This is a genomic window from Thermopolyspora flexuosa (genome assembly GCF_006716785.1).
Taxonomy (GTDB): Bacteria; Actinomycetota; Actinomycetes; order Streptosporangiales; family Streptosporangiaceae; genus Thermopolyspora; species Thermopolyspora flexuosa.
Map to the genome: position 1 here is coordinate 4,541,990 of NZ_VFPQ01000001.1, position 15,591 is coordinate 4,557,580.

General features: G+C 73.2%; 14 protein-coding genes. 6 read left to right on the forward strand and 8 right to left on the reverse strand.

Translation table 11 applies throughout. The annotated features are described in order from the left end of the window. Positions 1-45: 45 nt before the first annotated feature. From ygfZ to FHX40_RS19395, 3 genes are all read right to left on the reverse strand, one after another. On the reverse strand, positions 46-1,050 hold the full coding sequence (ygfZ, locus tag FHX40_RS19385) for a CAF17-like 4Fe-4S cluster assembly/insertion protein YgfZ (RefSeq protein ID WP_142260943.1): 1,005 nt from the start codon (positions 1,048-1,050) through the stop codon (positions 46-48). 80 nt (positions 1,051-1,130) lie between these two features. Beyond that, entirely contained in the window at positions 1,131-1,580 is a 450-nt protein-coding gene (locus FHX40_RS19390; protein WP_142260944.1) for a Fur family transcriptional regulator, read from the reverse strand. A gap of 453 nt (positions 1,581-2,033) precedes the next feature. Further along, positions 2,034-2,540 (reverse strand): heme-binding beta-barrel domain-containing protein, encoded by a 507-nt coding sequence (locus tag FHX40_RS19395; RefSeq protein WP_142260945.1) that lies wholly within the window; start codon positions 2,538-2,540, stop codon positions 2,034-2,036. A gap of 165 nt (positions 2,541-2,705) precedes the next feature. Here FHX40_RS19395 and FHX40_RS19400 point away from each other — a divergent pair, with 165 nt between their 5' ends. Both FHX40_RS19400 and FHX40_RS19405 read left to right on the forward strand, forming a co-directional pair. Further along, the gene (locus FHX40_RS19400; protein ID WP_142260946.1) at positions 2,706-3,455 is read left to right on the forward strand and encodes a GIDE domain-containing protein; all 750 of its coding nucleotides are present in this window, start codon (positions 2,706-2,708) and stop codon (positions 3,453-3,455) included. Positions 3,456-3,464: 9 nt separating this feature from the next. Then, positions 3,465-3,827: a DsrE family protein gene (locus tag FHX40_RS19405; RefSeq protein WP_142260947.1), complete on the forward strand. Its 363-nt coding sequence runs from the start codon at positions 3,465-3,467 to the stop codon at positions 3,825-3,827. Positions 3,828-3,849: 22 nt separating this feature from the next. On the opposite strand, the gene FHX40_RS19410 is transcribed toward FHX40_RS19405, so the two are convergent. Beyond that, positions 3,850-4,650 carry an ATP-binding protein gene (locus FHX40_RS19410; RefSeq protein ID WP_142260948.1) on the reverse strand — a complete coding sequence of 267 codons (801 nt, stop codon included), beginning with the start codon at positions 4,648-4,650 and terminating at the stop codon, positions 3,850-3,852. A gap of 211 nt (positions 4,651-4,861) precedes the next feature. Between FHX40_RS19410 and FHX40_RS19415 the strand changes: the two genes are divergently transcribed. Together FHX40_RS19415 and FHX40_RS19420 are read left to right on the forward strand one after the other, a co-directional pair. After that, a complete protein-coding gene (locus tag FHX40_RS19415; protein ID WP_142260949.1) occupies positions 4,862-5,719 on the forward strand; it encodes a helix-turn-helix domain-containing protein in 858 nt (285 codons plus the stop codon). Positions 5,720-5,749: 30 nt separating this feature from the next. After that, the gene (locus FHX40_RS19420) at positions 5,750-5,974 is read left to right on the forward strand and encodes a DUF397 domain-containing protein (RefSeq protein ID WP_229788546.1); all 225 of its coding nucleotides are present in this window, start codon (positions 5,750-5,752) and stop codon (positions 5,972-5,974) included. Between the two features lie 302 nt (positions 5,975-6,276). Here the strand turns inward: FHX40_RS19420 and FHX40_RS19425 are convergent, their stop codons facing one another. The 4 genes from FHX40_RS19425 to FHX40_RS19440 all read right to left on the reverse strand — a co-directional run bounded on the left by FHX40_RS19425 (position 6,277) and on the right by FHX40_RS19440 (position 13,439). Then, positions 6,277-6,987 carry a type 1 glutamine amidotransferase gene (locus FHX40_RS19425; RefSeq protein WP_142260950.1) on the reverse strand — a complete coding sequence of 237 codons (711 nt, stop codon included), beginning with the start codon at positions 6,985-6,987 and terminating at the stop codon, positions 6,277-6,279. Continuing rightward, on the reverse strand, positions 6,977-8,206 hold the full coding sequence (locus tag FHX40_RS19430; RefSeq protein ID WP_142260951.1) for a Mur ligase family protein: 1,230 nt from the start codon (positions 8,204-8,206) through the stop codon (positions 6,977-6,979). The genes FHX40_RS19425 and FHX40_RS19430 overlap by 11 nt, the downstream gene beginning before the upstream one ends. 57 nt (positions 8,207-8,263) lie before the next feature. Beyond that, a complete protein-coding gene (locus tag FHX40_RS19435) occupies positions 8,264-11,365 on the reverse strand; it encodes an ATP-binding protein (RefSeq protein ID WP_142260952.1) in 3,102 nt (1,033 codons plus the stop codon). A 91-nt stretch (positions 11,366-11,456) separates the two neighbouring features. Then, on the reverse strand, positions 11,457-13,439 hold the full coding sequence (locus FHX40_RS19440; RefSeq protein ID WP_229788545.1) for a hypothetical protein: 1,983 nt from the start codon (positions 13,437-13,439) through the stop codon (positions 11,457-11,459). Between the two features lie 245 nt (positions 13,440-13,684). On the opposite strand from FHX40_RS19440, the gene FHX40_RS19445 reads away from it, so the two are divergent. Continuing rightward, complete coding sequence (locus FHX40_RS19445; RefSeq protein WP_142260954.1) at positions 13,685-14,350, forward strand: hypothetical protein; 666 nt, start codon at positions 13,685-13,687, stop codon at positions 14,348-14,350. After that, positions 14,347-15,297: a hypothetical protein gene (locus tag FHX40_RS19450; RefSeq protein ID WP_142260955.1), complete on the forward strand. Its 951-nt coding sequence runs from the start codon at positions 14,347-14,349 to the stop codon at positions 15,295-15,297. Before FHX40_RS19445 ends, FHX40_RS19450 begins: the two co-directional genes overlap by 4 nt. The last annotated feature ends 294 nt before the right edge of the window (positions 15,298-15,591 follow it).

Below are 15,591 nucleotides of genomic sequence, written 5' to 3' on the forward strand. Positions count from 1 at the left end.
CTCGTCCGTCCCGGCCGCGCGGCCGGGACGGACGGCGGCCACGGGTCAGCGCAGGCGGCGGCGCAGCGCGGGGTCGATCTTCACGTTGCGGCCCGCGTCCGGCGGCACGATCACCGTCTGCGCGGCCGCCACGCCCGCCGCGAGCAGCGTGGCGTCGACCGGCACGGTCCGCTTCACCAGGGCGAGCGCGATCGGGCCGAGCTCGTGGTGCCGGGCCGCGGAGCCGACGAAGCCGACCTGCTCGCCGTCGAGCGTGACCGGGTCGCCGTGCCGGGGCAGGATGTCCACGCTGCCGTCGAGGTGGAGGAAGACGAGGCGGCGCGGCGGGTGGCCGAGGTTGTGCACCCGGGCGACCGTCTCCTGGCCCCGGTAGCAGCCCTTGTTCAGCTGCACCGCGGTGCCGATCCAGCCCACCTCGTGCGGGATCGCCTTATGGTCGGTCTCGAAGCCCAGCCGCGGCACGTGCGCCTCGATGCGCAGCGCCTCGTACGCCCACAGCCCGACCGGCCGCCGCCCCAGGTGCTCGGGGAGCAGCCGCCGCGGCAGCAGCAGGTCGTCGCCGAGCGGGATCGCGCCGTCCGGCAGGTCGGCCGGGGCCTCGGCCGTACCGGCGGGGCCGCCGCGCAGGCCGGACACCACGGCGTAGTCCGCGGTCACGTCGGCGACCTCGACCCGGAGCATGAACCGCATCTTCTCCAGGTAGGCGACGAGCGGGCCCGCCGTACCGGGCTCGACGTGGCCCCACACCGCCTCGCCGTCGTCGACGAGGACAAGGTGGTGCTCCACCCGGCCCTGCGGGTCGAGGAAGAGCGTCTGGGTGGGCTCGCCCGGCCGCAGCGTGTCGAGCTTCTGCGAGCTCAGGTCGTTGAGCCATTTCAGCCGGTCGGCGCCGGCGATCCGGATGACCTCGCGGTTGCTCCGGTCCACCACGGCCTCGCCCGCGACGAGGGCGCGCTGCTCGCCATAGAGATCACCGTAGTGCGCGGCGACGTCCGCGTCCGGGGCGTCCGCCGCGACCGCTCCGGGAGTGTCCAGCAAAGGGCTCCGCATGCCCACAGCGTACGCCCGGCACCGGCGCGGATCACCGCGGCGGCCCCGGTTCCCCCGGTACGGCCGGGCCCGGTGCGCGGTCAGCGGCAGTTGCGGCAGGTGCCGAAGACGGTGAGGTGGTGCACGTCGGTGACGAACCCGAGCTCCCGGTCGAGCGCGGTGACCAGGCCGTCGACGAGCCGGGGCGCGACCTCGGTCACCTCGCCGCAGCCGCGGCACACCAGGTGCACGTGGTCGGCCTCGGCGGCGAGGTGGTAGGTGGGCGCGCCGTGGCTCAGGTGGGTGTGGGTGACCAGCCCGAGCTCCTCGAGCAGCTCGAGCGTGCGGTAGACGGTGGAGATGTTCACCCCGCGCGCGGTCTGCTGCACCCGGGCGCAGATCTCCTCGGGCGTGGCGTGCCCGAGTTCGCTGACCGCCTCCAGGACGAGCTGGCGCTGCGGCGTGACCCGGTAGCCCCGCGACCGCAGCTCCTCGTGCCAGTCGGTCGGGGCGGCTTTCGTGCTGGCGGCTCCCTTGCCCGGCTCGGCCATGCCCCGAGTCTAGAAGCTTTCCCGGGTGGTCCGCGCGCCGGCTCCGGCCGCTGCCGGCCGTACCCCGCGAATAATCGGTTGCCCCTGCCCGGGGCGTGACATACGGTCGGGGGCACGCAGAAAGGAGGTGGTCCGAAACAATGGTTGATCTTGATTGGGCCAGCGAGGTGGCTGTCCGCTAGGACGGCGCCGATCCGGACCACCGTCCGGATGTCGTGGCGACGTCCGGCGTAATCCCAGGCAGACACCGGAACCCCGGGCGGCCGGCGGGCGGGTACCAGGGCCCCGTCCATGGTCCAGCCGGCCCGTCTCCCGCGACCCCGCACGGCGGGGTCCTCCGGCGAGGCGGAGCGCGCCCGGGGTTCTTGCCGTGCCCGTGCCGTCTCGGCCCGTCCTTCCGCCCGTTCCCCGAGCGCCCCGTGCCGGGTCCCGCCGGTACGGCGCGGCGGTCGTTCAGTCCTCGGGCGTGAAGTCGGCGACCTTCTTCAGCTCGGCCGAGGCGTGCGACTGCAGCGGCTGCCCGACGGCCGCCATGTCGTAGGCGTACATGAGGTTGCCGTTCACCAGGCCGTAGAGGCGATGCCCGGCCGTGTACTCCTTCGCCGACGCGGTGCGGGCGACCATGTCCGTGCGCAGCTCGATCTTGTGGAAGACCACCTCGCCGACGTAGATCTCCACGATGCCGGTGGGGTGCGCGAGCAGCACCTCCAGCCGCCGGTTGGGCTGCGCGCGCCAGTAGCCGGTCTCGGTGGCGAGCGGGCGGACCTTGTTGCCGTCCTGGTCGAGCAGCCAGGTGCGGCTGCGGTAGGTCAGGAACGGCTTGCCGGTGTGGCCGAAGACGATCTCCTGGCCGAAGTTGACGCTCTCCATCGTCGGATAACCGACCACCCCCGCCCCCTCCCAGCGGCCGAGCAGGAAGGCGATCGGCTCCAAGTCGGAGTGCAGCTCAGGTGCATCCATGGTGCCCCAGCCTACGGCGTCCCGGACGGCACCGGCTCCGCCGCGGTGGCCCCGGCCACCCCGCCCGCGTGTCCCAGGCGTGCCGTACCCGTGGCGCATCCGTCGCCGCTTTGATGCGCCGCGGTGCACGCCGGGCGCGAAGATGGGGATGGCAAGGAGGCCAATGTGACGGAAGTGCGGATTGTTCTCATCCTCGTCGGCGTCGGCCTGATCCTCTGGGGCGCGTACATGGGCTACCGCAGGCGCGTGATGGCCGCCACCCCCACGATCGGCGCGGGCGACGTCGCGCTCGTCGCCGACGCCGGGCGCGAGGTGCGGGTCGAGGTGACCGGCGAGGCCGCCCCGGGGCCGGACGGCCTGCTCACCGCGCCGCTCTCCGGCACGCCGTGCGTGTGGTACCGGACCTCCATCGCCCGCATGTACGAGAAGTGGGAGACCGACCGCAACGGCAACCGGCGCCAGGTGAGCGGCAGGAACATCCTCTGCGACCAGCGGTCGTCCGAGCCCTTTCTGGTCACGGACGTGAGCGGCCAGGTCCCGGTGTACCCGGGGAAGGATGCGCCGGACGGGGCCGAGCGGGTGATCGACCAGCGCGAGTACGCCCGGGGCAGGCTCGCGGACCGGGCGCGGGAGATCGGGGTGCGCGCGATGGAGTCCGGGCCGGGGACCACGCGGGGCCACCACTACCAGGAGTGGGTGATCCGGCCGGGGACGCAGCTGTACGTGCTCGGCGCGGTGCGGGCGTCCGAGGGGATCGCCATCCGCGAGCCGCACGACGCGCCGTTCATCATCTCCACCCGCGACGAGGAGACGCTGAGCCGGTCGGCGCGGCTGCAGTCGATCGCCGGGTACGTGCTCGGCGCGCTCACGCTGATCGGCACGGTCGCGTGGTGGATCGCGGCGCCCACGGCATAGGCTGCCGGTATGGCACGATCACTGGTGATCAAGGTGACGGCGGGCGCGGACGCGCCGGAGCGCTGCAACCAGGCCTTCACGGTGGCCGCCGCGGCCCTGGCGAGCGGGGTGCCCGTCTCGCTCTGGCTGACCGGCGAGTCGTCGTGGTTCGCCCTGCCGGGGCGGGCGAAGGAGTTCCAGCTGCCGCACGCCGCCCCGCTGTCGGAGCTGCTCGACGCGGTGCTCGCCGGTGGGCGGGTGACGCTGTGCACGCAGTGCGCCGCCCGGCGAAACATCACCGCCGACGACGTCATCGAGGGCGTCCGGATCGCCGGCGCGCCCACGTTCGTGGAGGAGATCCTCCAGGACGGCGTGCAGGCGCTCGTCTACTAGCGCCGTCACCGGCGCCGCGGGCTCACTTAACGGGCCCGGCGCCCGCGTGCGCGTCGGCGGGGGCCGCGCTCCCGCACAGGTACGGCGACACGTCGAGCTCGACCCACACGGTCTTGCCGCCCAACGCCGACGGCCGGTAGCCCCACCGGCTGCATAACGCCTCGACGAGGAGCAGGCCCCGGCCGCTGACGTCGAACTCACCCGGGCTCGCCTGACGCGGGACCCCCACGGCGTCGTCCCAGAACTCCAGCGTCAGGCAGGTCCCGGACAGGTACGCGCCGACCCGCACGTGCCTGCCGGGCGCCCCCTGGCCGGCACCGCGGCCGGCGACACCACCGGCGACACCACCGGCGACACCGTCGGCAACATGGCCGGCACCGTGCACCGGGCCGAACTCGGCGTCGTAGTCGATGTCGTAGCCCGTGCCGTACTCGTCCTCGTATCCGGCACCGTGTCCGGCTTCCGTGCCGGTGGCGGCACCGTGCGCCAGGCCGTTCCCCCAGCGGCCGGGCCAGGTGCCGGCGCCGCCGTCGCTCCCGCTTGCCCCATCGCCTGCGAGGCCCGCCGCCCGGCCGCCTTCCGCGGCGGAGGCGGCGGTCGCGGTGATCGCGTTGGTGACGAGCTCGCTGGTGATGAGCTGCACGTCGTCGAGCAGCTCACGGCTGGTCAGGCCGAGGGACGCGAGCACGGCGGCGACGTGCTCCCGCGCCCAGGAGACACTGGCCGGCTCCGCCGGGAGCACCAGATACCGTCGCCCTGCCGTACCTGCCACAAGATCGGCCATCGAATTCCCCACCCACTCCTGGTGATCGTCACGTTCCAAGGGCCTGACGGTACGGCCGCACTCCCCCCTCATCCGTACCCGGAACGCAGTCGAACAGTTACGGAAAGTAAGCCATTCCCCGTACAGGCTCACCTCGCGCGTGCGATGATTACCTTAAGTTTGAGGTCGATGACGGAACGTCCGCAACCGCTATCCCGCAATTGCATCGAAGACTCACGCCATCTTCGGACAAACCTCTGAAAGAGGGAGCATGACGACGAATCGGTACAGCCCGACCATCCGGCGCCGTCGTCTCGCCGCGGAGCTGCGCCGGCTACGTGAGGAGCGCGGGCTGACGATCGAGCAGGTGGCGGCGCAGATCGACTGGCATCCGACCAAGCTCAGCCGGGTGGAGACCGGCAAGCAGGCGGTGCAGCCGAGCGAGGTCCGGGGCCTGCTCGAGGTGCTCGACGCGCCGCCCGAGCAGCGCGACGCGCTCATCGCGCTCGCCCGGGAGGCGCGGCTGCGGGGGTGGTGGCGTGCGTTCGGCGAGGCCGTCCCCGACTGGTTCGCGGTCTACGTGGGCCTGGAGTCCGAGGCGACGTCGCTGCGGCTGTACGAGTCGGAGTTCATCCCGGGCCTGCTGCAGACCGAGGACTACGCCCGCGCGGTGCATCGGGCCACGCGGGTGGGCGCGAGAGAGGAGGAGATCGATCGCCTGGTGGCGGTCCGCATGGCCCGTCAGGAGCTGCTGCACAGCGACAAGGCGCCGCAGCTCTGGATGGTCCTTGACGAGGCCGTCATTCGACGCAGGGTGGGCGGGCCCGACGTGATGCGGGCCCAGCTGAAGCGCCTCGTCGAGGCGTCCCGGATGCCGAACATCACCCTGCAGGTGCTCCCGTTCTCCGTGGGAGCACACGCCGGTATGGACGGCGGATTCCACATCCTCACGTTTGAGCCGTATGCGGATGACGTCGTCTACATCGAATACCGGACAGGCAGCTTCTATCTGGAGAAAAAGTGGGAAATCGAACAGTACACCCTGGTTTTCGACCATCTACGTGCCGCCGCGCTGCCGACAGAGGCGTCCACGGAACTCATTGCCCAGGCGGCCGACGAACTTCAGTGATCCCGGCGAGAGCGAGGAATGGTGGTGGACATGCGCACTTCTGACCACCCGATCGACCTGTCCCGAGCGGACTGGCGTAAGAGCACCTACAGCAACGGCAACGGCGGCGCCTGCGTCGAGGTGGCCCGTAACATCCCCGGCGTGGTCGCCGTACGCGACTCCAAGGACCCTTCCGGTCCCGCCCTGGTGTTCAGCCCCGGCGACTGGAAGGCGTTCCTCGCCCGGGTCCGCGCCGAAGGCGCCGCCCTGCGGTAGGCGTCTTCCCCACCTTCACGGTCGCACCGTACGCGGCACCCCGAGGTGCCGTGAACCGAATGTGGCCTTCTGGGCCCGGAGACCTGCCCGGCAGGACATCGTCTCCGGGCCCGGCGGCATATCAGGCGTCGTAACGCAGAACCCTGTTCCCCCGGCGTCCCCCCGGCGTACGGCCGACGCATTTCCCCTGTCGCCCGTGCCGCGTGCCGGAGCCTGGCTCGGTCGTCCCACAGGGCCGGGCGCCCGCCCCGCGGGCACACGGACCGCCGCGTGGACGGCCGGCGGCCGAAACCGCGCCGCGGTCAGGACAGCACCGCGGCGAGACGCTCCTTGCGCAGCTGCTCGTACCAGGTGTCGTCGATCGGCGCGAGGTCGCCCACCACCCAGCGCAGCAGCAGGTCGGCGAGGGCCGGGTTGCGCGCGAGCGCCGGGCCGTGCAGGTAGGTGCCGACGATGCGGCCCGCGTACGCGCCCTCGGTGCCGTCGCCGTTGCCGGTGCCGACGAGGGTGCGGGACAGCGGCTTCACGCCCGGCCCGAGCCGGGTGACGCCCATGTGGTTCTCGAACCCGGTGAGCGTGGGCAGCCCCAGCTCCGGGGCCACCTCGGCGGCGAGCTCGCCCACCGCGCGCTTCTCGCCCCGGCCGCTGGCGATGTCGAGCAGGCCGACGCCCGGCACCGGCTGGCCCTCGTCGCCGCCGAACTCCCGGCCGATGAGCTGGTAGCCGGCGCAGACCGCGAACACCACCGCGCCCCGGTCCGCGGCCCGCTGCAGCCCGCCGTCCCGGCGCAGCCGCTCGGCGCCGAGCATCTGCGGCCGGTCCTCGCCGCCGCCGAGGAGGTAGATGTCCCCGCTCTCCGGCACCGGGTCGGCGGACCGGACGTGCAGGGTCTCCACCGGGATGCCCCGGGACCGGGCCCGGTGCTCCAGCACGAGGACGTTGCCCTGGTCCCCGTAGGTGCTCAACAGGTCCGGATAGATCCAGACCAGCCGCAATGCGCTCTCAGACGGCACGACCGAACTCCGCTCGAATCTGCTGGAAGGCGGTGTAGTTGGCGATCACGTCGATCTTCCCGGGCGCGAGCGCGTCCACCGCGTCGCCGAACGTCGGGCAGAGCCGGAACTGCACGTCCGCCACGTGCAGCCGCAGCGCCAGGTCGTGGCGCCGCTCCCCGGTCACGTACACCGGGCGGCCGCGCAGCACGCGGTAGTCGACGTCGTACAGCCAGGAGGTGTCGCGCCCGTCCGGCACCTGCGCGTTCACCGAGAGGATGATCGGCAGCGCCGGGTCGCTGACGTCGAACGCCTCCAGCCAGCCCGCCGGGTTCTTGGCGAGCAGCAGCCGCAGTACCCGGCCGTCGCGCTCCACCGTGGTGTACCGCCCGGCGACCGAGCGCACCTCACGGATCCGGGGCAGCGCCCGCTCGATCGGCACCCCGAACGCCTCGGCCGTGGCGAGCGCGATCGCCGCGTTCGACTCGTTCGCCCGGCCCGGCAGCTGCAGGTCGAGCGGCCAGGTACGGCCCTGCGGGTCGATCACCGCGTTCTCGGCGAGGAACCAGGTCGGCTGCGGGCGGCGCAGCGGGCACTCCCGGCAGGCCCAGTCGTCGTCCTTGCGGTCGAGCGGGCCGCCGCACTCGGGGCAGCACCAGGAGTCCTCGCGCCAGCGCTGCTTCGCCGACACCCAGGTCACCCGGGACGCGCCCATCGCCGCCCAGGCGACGAGCGGGTCGTCGGCGTTCGCGATCACGTGGGTGTTGCGCCCGGCCAGCGCCCGCCGCCACTTCTTCGCGAGCAGCCAGATCTCGGCGGCCCGGTCCATCTGGTCCCGGCTGAGGTTCATCAGGCAGACCACCGCGGCCCCGGTCGTGTCGAGGACCTCCGGCAGGTACTTCTCGTCCACCTCGAGCACGCCGTACGGCGCGTTCTTGGCCTGGGAGAGCGCGGTGACGTGCCCGGCCGGCATGTTCGCACCGAACGCGTTCGTCGCCACCTCGCCCAGCTCCTGCAGCGCCGAGGTGATCAGCCGGGTCGTGGTCGTCTTGCCGTTGGTGGCGCTGACCAGCGCCAGCCGCCGGTTCGCCGCGAGCCGCCGCAGCAGGTCAGGCTCGAGCAGCAGACCGACCCGCCCGCCGATCACCGAGCCGTCGCCGCGGCCGGTCATCCGCGACAACGTGGCCGCCGTACGGCCGAGGGCAGCGGCGAGCTGCGCCCGCAACGGAAGCTGTGTCATGGAGCGATCCTAATGGGGACGGCGCCGCACGACGCGCGATCACCGGCGAACCACTCACTAACCGTGCTGCTCGGCGAAGGTGAGCTCGGCGTCGTGATCCACACCACTCTCGAACGGCAGCACGAACCGCTGCGGCCACGACAGCACCGCCTCCAGCCAGCCCGCGCCCATCATCTGGGCCACGTGCCGCACCCGGTCCCGCGGGTCGACGCCGATCGCCACGGTGGCGATGTCCTGCTGCACGCTCTCGTGCTCGTCGTCGCCGAGGATCACCCGCCAGGCGAGCGCCCGGTTCCGGTCGACCTCCATCGACAGCGGGTGGCGGCGCAGCGCCTTGGCCCGGTGGCCGAGCAGCTCCACCCCGGCCGCCCCGTCGGCGCCGGACCCGTTCACCCCCGGGTGCGGGTACGGCCGGCCGGTCGGGTCGGTGCCGAACAGCGGGTACTCCATCGGCGGGGCCGGGCTGCGCAGGTTCGGCGCCGGGTGGCCGTACGGGAACAGCCGGTCCACCTCGTGCAGCCAGCGCACCTGCGGGATCACCCAGGCAGGGCCGGGCCGCTCGCCCACCGGCGGGCGCTCGCCGTCCGGGGACAGCAGCGCCGTGGCCGCCTCCACCGCCTTGCGGGTGAGCAACGAGGGGTCGTAGCAGGTGCGCAGCGACCAGGCGCGGCGGGACACCGCCTTGTCGATGAGCGTGGCGAGCATGCACTCGCGGCGCCGCACCGGCAGCTCGTTCCAGCCCTCGGCGAGCACCCGCGGCACGCCCGGCAGGGTGCGGTTGACGCAGAACGCGAGCACCAGCGTGTCCACCCAGATGCGCAGCCACGCCCACTCCGGTGCCGCGGCGAGCAGGTCGGCCTCGCGCAGCTCGAACAGCGTGCACGCCTTGCCGGTGCGGCACTCGTGGCCGCACGCCGCGGACCGCCGCCCGGCGATCGGCGGGATCGGGCTGAGCATCACCCGCTCCCGGTGCTCCCCGAGCGGCACCCGGATGCGCAGCGGCCGGTCCATGCCGTCGGCGAACACCGCGGCCTGGCCGGGCTCGAGCGACACCACCTGGCGGGACTGGTCCTCGCTGAGATTCATCGCCGCGCCGACGAGCCTGCGGTCGTCCTCCGCGGGCAGCCGGTGGACGATCTTGAGGGCGGTGTTCTTCACCACGTCGGAGACGAGCTTGGTGGGGATCTGCTCGGCGACGATGATGCCCTCGCCGTACGCGCGGATCTCGGCGAGCATGCCCGCGAGCAGCTCGACCGCGTGCGTGGAGGCCCGGCCCGCGCCGCGGTCGCGCAGCAGCCGGTGCGCCTCCTCGATGATGATCACGTGCTGCAACCCGGTGGGCGGGCGCTCCAGGTGCTGCTCGGCCCGGGCGCGCATGCGCAGGTGCTCGACGATCCGGATGATCAGCGTGCCCATGAGGAACGCCTTGTCCTCGTCGTTGGCCACGTCCTCGATCGCGAGCACCACGTTGCGCTGCAGCAGCCCGCCGATGTCGGCCGGGTGGCCGCCCTCGAAGAACCGCCCGGCCGAGCCGACCCGCAGCGACCGCAGCCGCAGCGAGATGAAACCCTCGACGTCGGCCTGGACCTCCTTGCCGTACCCGATCTCCTCGATCACCTCGAGCGCGTGCTGCTGGAGCTGCTCGAGCGTGGGTACGGCGGGCGCCACGGCCGCCCCCGGGATGCCCTGGCCGGTGACCACGTCCCAGCCGTTCGCCTCGTACACCCGCTGCAGCGCGAGCGACATGATCTGCGGGAACGGCTCCTCGGCGTCGAACGCGGCCATGAACAGCGCGCGGACCATGTCGATGTGCGCCTGCACCGGGTAGCCCGGCTCGGGGGCGAGCGGGTTGATGCTGATCGGCACGTTGTCCGGCGCGGACGGATTGATCACGGTGAGCGGGGCGAGGTGCTCGACCCGGCCCGCCATCGCGGCGTACTCCGACTTCGCCGGCTCGATCGCGAGCCACGGGATGCCCGCCTGGGTGAGCTGCTCGAGCAGGTGCCGCACGGTCTGCGACTTGCCGGATCCGGTCGCGCCGGTGATGAACACGTGCCGGTTGATCGTGGACAGCGGTACCCGGAACGTGCCGACCTCCCGGTCCTGGCCGTCAATGATCGCGCCCAGCTCGATGAGGTCGGAGCCGCGCTCGTCGGTCTCCGAGGTGACGTCGAAGAACCCGGTCTCCAGCACCCGCACGCCCGGCACCTCGCGGCGCGGCAGCCCGGCGAGCGCGACGAGCGCCCCCGCGGTGGCGGCGAACGGCGAGGCCGCGCCGTCGGTGGAGTCCTGCAGGGTGACCGAGAGCGCCTCGTGGAAGCTGTAGGCGTGCTCGATGCCGCGGCCCTGGCTCTGCCCGGAGGAGGACTGGTTCACGCCGGAGGAGATCGCGCTGCGCAGCCGGTAGGGGTGGTGCGACATCTCCACCGAGCCGACCAGGACCGGCGCGATCTGCCGCAGCTCGTCGTACCCGGCCGCGCCGGCGAGCACCCGCACGTTCCACAGGCCCGCCTCACGGAACGCGTCGAGCTCCTGCATGCGCCGCTCGGCCCGCTCCGCGTCGAACCGGCTGCGCTCGGAGGCGTCGCCGTACTGGCGCAGCACGTTGAGCTGGGTGCGCAGGTGCGCCACCTCGGCGTCGAGCAGGTCGGTGGGCTCGGCGATCACCAGCCAGGCGAACGGCCGGGACATGAGCGTGACGAGCGTCGACTCGAACAGCGTGGGGCGGCGGATCTCGTCCGGGTCGGGCTCACGGCGGCCGCCGAGCGGCGGGGCCTGCCGGCCCGGGCAGGGCGTCCACACCAGGTCGGCGAGGTCGGCGAGCCAGTCGTCGCTCACCGGGATGCCGCGGGCGCCGCCGGGGAACAGCAGCGGCTGCGGCCCCTGCGGCTGCGGCTCGTGGGCGACCGCCGCGCGGCGGGGCGGGCGCGGCGGGGTGAGCGGCCCCGCGTTGGTGATCAGTTCGAGCGGGGCGCCGGACCCGCGGGACAGCCAGCCGATCACGAAGGGCCGGTTGCGCTGCGCGGCCGAGAGGACCGCGGGCAGGACGGTGACGAAGTCCCACTCGGCCGAGGAGCTTCTCGACGGTGCGGTGATCGCCTGAATGCGATACCAGGGCCCGCTGAGCGGGACGGGTGCCGCCGAAACGCTCGCCTGCATCTCTCCTCCTGGTGCGCCTGTCGCACCTAAACCTGGGACAACGGATCATGCCCGTACGTCGACATTGACGTACTCATTACCCGGCGTCGACTCACCGGTGGGGCTTACGCCAGTCGAGCCGGGGCGGTGGCGGCCCCAGGTTGGGGGGCGGGCGGTCCTTGGGGTGGGGGTTCCGTTCCCGCTCGGCGGCCTCCATCGCCCGCCGTACCTCCTCGAACTCCCCCAGCGTGGTCTTGGGGAAGGTGAGGATCGCCGGGTTGGCGTCGGCGAGGCGCACCTGACGGCCCTCGGCGGTGGTGTGCGTGACGATCACCGAGGTGGTCGGAAGCTGCTGGAGCCGCTCCGGCTCCACCAGGAACTCGCGGGAACGCTGCAGCACCACACGGCCGTTCTCGGCGGCCCCGCCCTCCGGCGGGCCGCCGCCCGCGCTCCCGGCGGTGGTCTCCAGGGCGGTGCTCGCGCGGCGGCCCCACTCGGTCGACCGGGTGATGTCCTCGGCGAGGTCGCCGCCGCCGGTGCGGGCGGGCTCGCGGGTGGCACCGCCGGACACGGTGGAGGTGTACGTCGCGCCCATGCCCTCCGCGGCGGCGCCGGCCGACTCGGTGAAGTGGGCGATCTCGAGGCGGTGCTGGGTGCCGATGTGCTCGGCCGCCACCCGGGCGTCCTCGGCGTTGCCGAGCCGCATGAACGCGACCGCGGCGTTGCCGCGGCCGAGCCGTTCCCGCACGGTCGGGGTGAGCGCGCGGTAGGTGAGCACGAGGCCCGCGCGGGCGGTCTCGCACGCGTCCATCAGGCGGTCGAGCACGTCGCCGCGGAGCTTCTCCGCCCCGGCCACGATGATCGTGTGGTACCAGGGGCGCTCGGACGGCGGGGACTGGCGCAGGATGTGGGTGAGCGCCGCGGCGACGTACGTGCCGAGCACGCGGTTGCCGAACACGCCGGACTGGCGGTCCATGGACACCACCCGCAGCCGCGCGGGCGGCAGCCGTACCGCGGCGGTGCCGAGCGGTTCGAGCTTGCGGAGCTGCGACTCGAGCGCCCAGGCGCGCTCGATCACCACGCGGTCGCTCACGCCGCGGCCGAACATGGTGCCGATGCGCTCGAGCTGGTGGGCGGTGAGCAGGCCCTCGCGCAGGTCCTCGCGCGGGTCGCCGACCTGGGCGAGCGCGCGCAGCGCCGCGGTCACCTGCCGGATCGACGCCTTCTCGCCGAGCACCTCGAGCACCCGCTCCAGGATCGCGTTGTCGAACGACAGGTCGCGGGTGGTGTGGTGGTCCTCGCTCACGCTCACCACGTGCGCGAGCACGTCGGCGAACGCCTCGGGCTTGAGATCGACGCCGAGGTCGAGCCGGGGCAGGTCGCCCGGGAGCACCCAGACCAGGGGGTTGTCGCCGCCGCGCCGGGCGAGCTCGATCAGGTCCCTGGCGATCGCCCCCTCGGACAGGTCGAGCACGGTGATGTGCCCGCCGCTGTACAGCCGGGTCGCGCCGATCAGCGTGACCAGGGCCGACCAGCCGGGGATCGTGCCGCCGGCCACGTCGATGCGGTCGACCTCGTCGGGTACGGCGACCGCGTACCAGGTCATCTGGTTGTCGTAGATCGCCTTGCGCTCGGCCCACTCGCGGTAACGCTCCGCGTGCTCCTGCTGGGCACGCACGATCGCCTTGTCACGTTCCTGCCGCAGCCGTTCAAGGCGCTCGGCACGGGCGGCGGCGCGGGCGCGCGCGGCCCGGCCGCCCCGGTAGAGGTTGTAGCCGGACACGGCGGCGACGCCGCCGGTGGCGAGCGCGCCGACCAGCGCGAAGCGCCAGTCGAGCCATCCGCCCACCCCCGCGACGCAGATCAGGGCGGTGGCGCCCACCATCACCGCGCGGAGCACGCGGAGGGGACGGTTGAGCAGGTCCTCCTGGAGGCGTTCCCGGCGGAGCCACTCCGGGTCCTCCTCCGGGATCGGCGGCTCGGTGTCCTCACGGGACGGGCGCTTCGGCGGCGGGCCGGGATCCGGGTGCAGCAGGACATACTGCCAGCCCAGGTAGATGCGGTCCGCCTGGAGCTGCGCAGCGTCGGGGGGCACGCCGACCACAGAACCTCCGCCTCGTCACGTCCGCCTGCGTGACAGAGTAAGAGCTTGACCTCGCATACGGGCGGTGTTCGGTCAACAGACTTATTCCGGTGCCACCGCCGGGCAAAGAGCCCGCTCGGTGATGCTTGTCAACTTGGTACCAATGCGGCGGATACGTCAAGTCACTGCCGTTACCCTTGTGTCTCATGACGTCATCCCGTCGCGGCACCCGACGGCGGCGCCCGGTTCTGGTATCGGTGTCCGCCCTGGTCGTCGCCGCGGGATCGGTCGCCATCACGGTGCTCGGCGGCTTCGCGGAGGCGCCCGAGAAACCGCCGCCTGCGGTACGGCCCGGCGAGGAGATCGACCAGGACCTGTTCCGGACCACGGTGGTGGACGCCGTGGTGCGCACGCTGCCCGGCGGCGATGCGGGTGGCGCGGGCGACGCCGGGGCCTCCGGGTCCGCCGGGGCCGGCCGGACCGTGCTCGACGTGACGCTCAAGGTCTTCAACAACGCCACCTCGTCGGCGCCGATGCTCTACCTGGAGCGGTCGCTGCTGCGCGTCGCGCCGCCGGAGGGGCGGCCGCTGCTCGAGGCGCCGCCGTCCGCCCGCGGCGGCGGGACGTCCGCCACCCCGTCGCCGGACGCGAGCGAACCGGCCTGGCGGCACGAAACGTTCATTCCCGCGCAGGGGGTGGACAGCAGGTTGCTGCCGCCGCAGCTCACCTCCACCGTCGTGCTGCGCTTCTCGGTGCGGGACGGGCTCACCCCGCCCGAGCGGCTCGTCATCGACTTCGGCGCCTACGAGCTGTACCAGGACTGGTTCACCAAGCGCACGCGGCCCGAGCTGGTCGTCGACGAGGACGAGGAGAAGGTCGTGGCGGCCCGGGTGACCCTGCCCGTCAAGCGGGGTGAGGGATGACGCACCGGCCCGCCGCGGCGCCGGGGCTGCCGGAGCACCCGGATCCGCACGCCGCCGCCCCGCACCCGGCATCGCACGGCCCCGCGGGCCCGCCCGCGCCCGGCCAGGGACCCGCGCCGCATCCGGCCGGTGGCCCGCCGGTCTCCGGCCCCGTGACCGGGCCGGGCCGTACGGCGACGCGGCCGGAGCCCGGCGCGCCCGCCGGCGCGGCCCCGGCACCGCCCGCCGGCCCGGCCGGGTCCGAGGGCGCCGCGGCCGGCGGGAGGAAGGGCGCGCGCAGGCGTCCCGCCCGGGCACGGCGGGTGCGGCGGATCGGCAACGCGGTCGCGACGCTGGTCATCATCGCGCTCGCCGCGTACCTCCACACCCTGGTGCTCACCCCGGACGACCTCGCCGCCCGGCTCACCTCGAGCGCGGCGCCGGGCGAGGTGGCGGAGACCGGCCGGTTCAGCGCGCGCCTCAACCGGGTGGAGTTCGCCCGGTCGATCGAGCTGCAGACCACCCGGGTGAACGCGGCCACCGGGCAGGAGGAGGTGACCCGGTCCACCCGGATCGAGACCCCGCACATCTTCGTGATCGCGTCGGTGAGCGCCACGGTGCCGAAGAAGCCGACCAAGCTGGACGAGGCCGGGCTGGAGACCGCCGACGACCTGTTCTTCGTGGCGACCGACCGGGTGGAGCGGCGGTTCACGCTGGGCGAGGCCTATATCCAGCCCGGGTTCTGGTCGAGCGGGGTGCTCGTCTTCGAGGTGCCGCCCGAGGTGCTGCCCGGGTCGAAGGTCGTGCTGACCGTGCCGTCCACCAACGGCATCTACGACTCGATCTATCCCCAGCGGTACGACCAGCTGCTTCCGGAGGTCGCCCTCGATCTCGGCCTCGACGAGGCCAAGGCCAGGTCGGCGGTGGCCGCCGCCAAGGACGTGTATCGGTTGAAGGCCGCGGAGTGAGCCGGTGAACCAGAAGTCCTCCGGTCGCGACCAGTCCCCTCGCCCGGATCGGCACGGTGGCCGTCCGGGTGACGGCCCGTCCCGTCCCGGGCCGGGCGAGGCCCACGACTCGGGCCGGTGCACGCCCTCGCAGCGACCTCGTCGCCCCGTGCCGCCCGACGTGCGGGTCTGGCCGCCGTTGCCGAAGGATCAGCCGGAGCCGGAGGACTCCGGCCCGTCCACGCAGCCGTTCCCGGTCCTCGAGGACGACGAGCCCGCCGCGGCCGCGACCGGCTCGTCCGCGCCGGTTCCGGA